Source organism: Pseudoalteromonas sp. SG41-5 (assembly GCF_014164495.1).
In the GTDB taxonomy this organism is placed as follows: Bacteria; Pseudomonadota; Gammaproteobacteria; order Enterobacterales; family Alteromonadaceae; genus Pseudoalteromonas; species Pseudoalteromonas rhizosphaerae.
On record NZ_JACJFH010000160.1, the window covers coordinates 1 to 5,083 of the forward strand.

Annotated in this window: 7 protein-coding genes; all 7 read right to left on the bottom strand. The window is 40.9% G+C overall.

Annotated elements, in window-relative coordinates; all coding sequences use genetic code 11:
• Positions 1-156, bottom strand: a 156-nt coding sequence (locus H5232_RS21995) for a sulfite exporter TauE/SafE family protein (RefSeq protein ID WP_182831521.1), incomplete at its 3' end; no start/stop codon positions are given.
• Positions 149-316 (bottom strand): cbb3-type cytochrome oxidase assembly protein CcoS, encoded by a 168-nt coding sequence (ccoS, locus tag H5232_RS22000; RefSeq protein WP_145233504.1) that lies wholly within the window; start codon positions 314-316, stop codon positions 149-151. The genes ccoS and H5232_RS21995, both read right to left, overlap by 8 nt.
• On the bottom strand, positions 313-2,688 hold the full coding sequence (locus H5232_RS22005) for a heavy metal translocating P-type ATPase (protein ID WP_182831522.1): 2,376 nt from the start codon (positions 2,686-2,688) through the stop codon (positions 313-315). The genes ccoS and H5232_RS22005 overlap by 4 nt, the downstream gene beginning before the upstream one ends.
• A gap of 10 nt (positions 2,689-2,698) precedes the next feature.
• The gene (locus H5232_RS22010) at positions 2,699-3,190 is read right to left on the bottom strand and encodes a FixH family protein (protein WP_182718574.1); all 492 of its coding nucleotides are present in this window, start codon (positions 3,188-3,190) and stop codon (positions 2,699-2,701) included.
• 148 nt (positions 3,191-3,338) lie between these two features.
• Complete coding sequence (gene ccoP / locus H5232_RS22015; RefSeq protein WP_182718575.1) at positions 3,339-4,304, bottom strand: cytochrome-c oxidase, cbb3-type subunit III; 966 nt, start codon at positions 4,302-4,304, stop codon at positions 3,339-3,341.
• A complete protein-coding gene (locus tag H5232_RS22020) occupies positions 4,301-4,486 on the bottom strand; it encodes a cbb3-type cytochrome c oxidase subunit 3 (RefSeq protein ID WP_064667100.1) in 186 nt (61 codons plus the stop codon). The genes ccoP and H5232_RS22020 overlap by 4 nt, the downstream gene beginning before the upstream one ends.
• 6 nt (positions 4,487-4,492) lie before the next feature.
• The coding region (gene ccoO / locus H5232_RS22025) for a cytochrome-c oxidase, cbb3-type subunit II (RefSeq protein WP_182831523.1) at positions 4,493-5,083 on the bottom strand (591 nt) is incomplete at its 5' end.

Below are 5,083 nucleotides of genomic sequence, written 5' to 3' on the forward strand. Positions count from 1 at the left end.
GGCACGACCGATGTTATACGCAATGGAATACTGAAATGGGCGGGTTTTATCTGTGGCTAATTGTAAGGAGCAGGCACTACCACCAAACAGTGCGATGCAATGTCCGCTGCCAATAAGGCCCATGATAAAAGCGCTGAAAAATAAGGGGTCAATCATTACTTTTTTTGTGCTGCTCTTTATCATCTTCAAACAAAATGCTGTGACCTTGTTTGTTTAAATCTGAAAATTGTTCACCGCGAACGGCCCAAAAAAACACCCCAATCGCGATCAGTACAAATAAAATAGCAATTGGAACTAGAATATAAATTATACTCATAATTTTAATAACCTTAGTGAGTTACTGATCACTATGATGGAACTGGCAGACATCCCAATCACAGCCATCCAAGGTGCAACTAGGCCTAATGCCGCAAGCGGTAAGATTGAACCATTATAGAGCAATGAAAGCGCTAAATTTTGCTTTATTATTCGGCGTGTTTTTTTCGATACCGTTAATAAATGCTCGATAGCGGCTAAATCACTATTGAGTAATACCACATCGGCGGTGTTTTTGGAAATATCAGCGCCGGTTTCCATTGCGATAGATAAATGCGCGCTATTAAACACTGGACTGTCGTTGACACCATCTCCTACCATTGCCACGATTTCACCTTGGCTTGACCACAGCTTCACTTCGCTTTGTTTATCCTCTGGTAGACAGCCTACTTTAAAGCTATCAAGTTTGAGCTTCTTAGCAATTTGTTGCCCTGCATTTGAGGCGTCCCCAGTTAGCATGTGACAGGTTAAGCCTTGCTGTTGCAAAGAGGTGATTAAGTTTGCCGCATTACTTTTCACTTCATCTACAAAGTAAAAGTTAGCAACTGGTTGTTGATCAATGTAGAACGTTGCTTGAGCATTACTTTTTTTACTGTTGAACCAACCACTTTTACCAATTGCATAGTTATGATTGTTATCTTCACCGGTGATGCCACAGCCAGGAAGAATTTTAATATTCGTTAAGTAGCGCTGTGCGGGTGTAAACTCATTAAATGCAGTCGCTATAGGGTGTTCGGAGTAACTTTCAAGTTGCGCTGCAAGAGCCAAAATCTGTTTTTTAGATAAAGAATTTGCTAATAAGTCCACAGCATCAAGGCTAAAACGCCCCTGTGTTAACGTGCCTGTTTTATCAAAAGCAACGCGCGTTAATTGTGGTAGTGTTTCTAGCACATGAGACTGCTTAATGAGTATCCCTTTGCGGGTTAAGGTAGCCACCGCGCAGGTTAAGGCGGTTGGAATTGCTAAACTTAGCGCACATGGGCAAGTTGCAACAAGGACCGCAATGGTGATCCAAAAGGCATGTTCAGGGTCAACTTGATACCAGCCGATGGCGGTAAGTGAGGCAAATACCAGCAAACAGGCAACAAACCATTGCGCCACTTTGTCGGTGACTTCCACCAGTTTAGGACGGGTGGCAAGCGCACTGTGCTGCAGTTTAATTATTTGGTTTAAAAGAGTGTTTTGACCAATTTTGTTGATAAGAATTTCAATTACACCATCATGATTTACGGTACCGGCAAAAACTTGATGATCGATGTACTTATTAACTGGTAAATGCTCACCTGTCATCATTGCTTCATCAACGGTGGTGCTGCCAGTGCAAATAACACCATCTGCTGGAATTGTTTCCCCGGCTTTAATTAAGACTCGGTCACCGAGTTTTAATTTTTTAGCTGCAATAATATGTTCGTGGCCGTTTTCATCCAAAGTACGGGCTGTAAGTGGTAATAACTTTTGTAAGTTAGCAGTAAACTCACTGGCTTTCAGTCGAGCCCTAAACTCTAAATATTTACCTAGCAATAATAAGAAGGTGAACATACAAATTGATTCAAAATACACTTCGCCCACGGCCATCACTGTGGCGTAACTACTTGCGCCATATGCGCCAAAAATAGCCAAGGATACAGGAAGATCCATGTTTAACTGCTTGGCTTTTAAGCCATTAATTGCATTGGTTAAAAAGGGCATAGCACTGTATAAAATAACCGGTGAAGCGAGTATTAAGCTGATCCATCTAAAATACTGTTCAAAGTTTTCTTCCATACCAGAAAACATGCCAAAGTACATGGCGAAAGCAAACATCATCACTTGCATGGTCATTAAGCCTGCTACGCCGAGCCTGCGTATATACGCTTTAGCAACTAGCTGCTTTTGACTTGCTTCAACATCAACTTGAAACGGGTAGGCCTTGTAGCCAATTTCTAATAACGATTTGATAATGTCGCTTAATGGTGTCTGATCTTTATGCCATTGGATCATCGCGCGGTTTGTTGATGTATTTACGTCAACGCGTTTGATTGCGGGTATGTTTAACAGTTGCCTTTCAATCAACCATGCACAGGCAGCGCAAGTGATCCCTTCAACGGTCAATAACACTTCACTGATGTCGTTGATTTGAGAAATAAACTCGTCTTGAATATCTGGGTTATCGTAACTACTAATAAATGCTAATTGCTCAGGAACTAGCTGTTCTACTTTACCAGCGCGCACGGTTCTGAATTTATAATAATCGGTCATGCCTTGAGCAACAATAGTCTCGGCAACGGTTTGACAGCCTATGCAACACATCGGTTGCGCGCTACCGTCGATAACAACAGTAGCGTTAAAACCCGATGGTACACTTTCAAGGCAATGAAAGCAGTTATTAGACATGATGGGGTGACTACTTATATTCAGGACTTATGGCAATACTTTGCTCACTTGGCAAAGTGATGTTTTCTTTTAATTTCCAGCTACCGTCTATCGGCTCAATAAATACAGTATAAGCACCATCAGTATATGGTTCGACAATTGCTGTAAATTCACCATTCGCATTTGGGGTTAAATGAGTACTAAAGTCATGAGCCTGAATCGTTCGATGATAAAACGATAGTTTTAATGAGTGGATATTACTGGTGTCCCCCTTATTGAATTTAAAGCTGACTTTATCAGCTTCGATTAGCAAGTCACCATGTAAATATAACGCTTTAGCTTTCTCGAATTTGCTCAGTTCTAAGTTAATTGCTTTGCCTTTTTTATAGTAATCATCAACCACCATATCAGGACCATTGCCGATCGCAGTTATAAAAAGGGAAATACAACCAATGATGGCAACTAGCGGAAAAAAGATTAAGAACCACGGCCAGAAATTTTTATACCAAGGAGTAGGGGTCATAAATACACTTAATTAGTTTACGATAAGGGCATTTTATAGGATTTAAGTTGAAAAAACTAAAAAAAAGCCTCCAGATGGAGGCTTTTTTGATCTGAATTAATCTATTGAATTAAAACATTAAAATATAAACATTCTATTAACGTTTTAGTTATTTATCTTGCGATAAACTATAAACGTATGCAGTTAATAGATGAATTTTTTCTTCACCTAAAATGTCTTTCCAAGCTGGCATAACACCGGCACGACCGTTGTTAAGTGTTTCTTCAACAGCACGTTGAGAACCACCATATAGCCAGATGTTATCAGTTAAGTTAGGTGCACCAAACGGTAAATTATGTGCAACTGAACCTTTACCATCAGCACCATGACACGCGGCACACATTGCAAACTTAGCTGCACCTGCGGCTGCGTCTTTTTGGTTAACGGTACGACCTGATAAACTTAGTACATGAGCAGTCATTTCTTTAACGCCTTGCTCACCCAATGCAGCACCCCAAGGTGGCATTGCAGCAATACGACCATGTAACAGTGTTTCTTTGATTTTATCTGGCGTGCCACCGTACAACCAATCTTTATCAGTTAGGTTAGGGAAGCCTTGACCACCACGGGCATCAGAACCATGACACTGCGAACAGTTTTGTGCGAACAAACGCTGGCCAATTTCCAGTGCTTTTTCATCAGTAACAAGCGTTTCGATATCTTGCTGAGCATAAGCGGCAAAAATAGGACCAAAACGCTCATCTGCAGCTTCATATTCTTTATCAAGCTTTACAAATTCACCATTCGCTTTGGCTTCTTCAACTGCTTTTTTAGATTCAGCTAAAGAGGTAATACCTTGGTTAGAGCTACTCCATTTAGCAATACCTTCCCAATTACCTAAACCTGGGTATGCTGCTAAGTAGTAAACTGACCATACAAATGTTGCAAAGAACATGTAAGTCCACCACTTAGGTAGCGGATTATTTAGTTCTTCAATACCATCAAATTCGTGCCCGCAGCTTTCACCTTCTTTAACACCAGTGTAGTTTGTTAAATTCCACACTAGTAAGCCAAAAATGATAAATAAGCATGCAAGGGTTAATACAATAACCCATATACTCCAAAAGCTAGTCATTTCTCAGACCCCTTTTCCTCGTTAGAGATTGTATCGTTGTGTTTTTTCTCATCTTCAAAGATGACATTAGCGGCGTCTTTAAAACGAGTTTTACTACGCTTGCTATATGCCCACACAACAATGACAATAAATAGTACTAAAATTACCAGAGTTAAAATGCCTCTGTATGTTCCGTAATCCATAATTAATTACTTCAAGTGCGTGCCAAGTTGTTGCAAATAAGCGATAAGGGCTTGTATTTCTGTCGCACCTTTACCGTCATTCATTGCATCAACTTTAGCAACATCAGCGATTAGTTCTTCATCACTACCATATCCTAAACCAGGGTGAGCTGGGTTTTGTGGATTAATAGCAAATGTATCACGGAAAATTTTAAGCTTTTTCAGAGTAAGGCTAGTGTCAACACGATCCTCTGCTAACCAAGGGAAACCTGGCATGTTTGACTCAGGAACCACAGCACGTGGATTCACTAAGTGAGCATAATGCCAGTCATCCGAGTAACGTTTACCTACGCGTGCTAGGTCAGGACCAGTACGTTTAGAACCCCATTGAAATGGGTGATCCCATACTGATTCACCAGCAACAGAGTAGTGACCGTAACGTTCTACTTCATCACGGAAAGGGCGGATCATTTGTGAGTGACAGTTATAACAACCTTCACGTACATAGATATCGCGGCCTTCCATTTCCAGCGCGTTTAGTGGACGTAAACCATCCACTGGCTTTGTTGTATCGTCTTGGAACATCAGTGGAGTGATCTCTACTAATGCGCCGAAGCT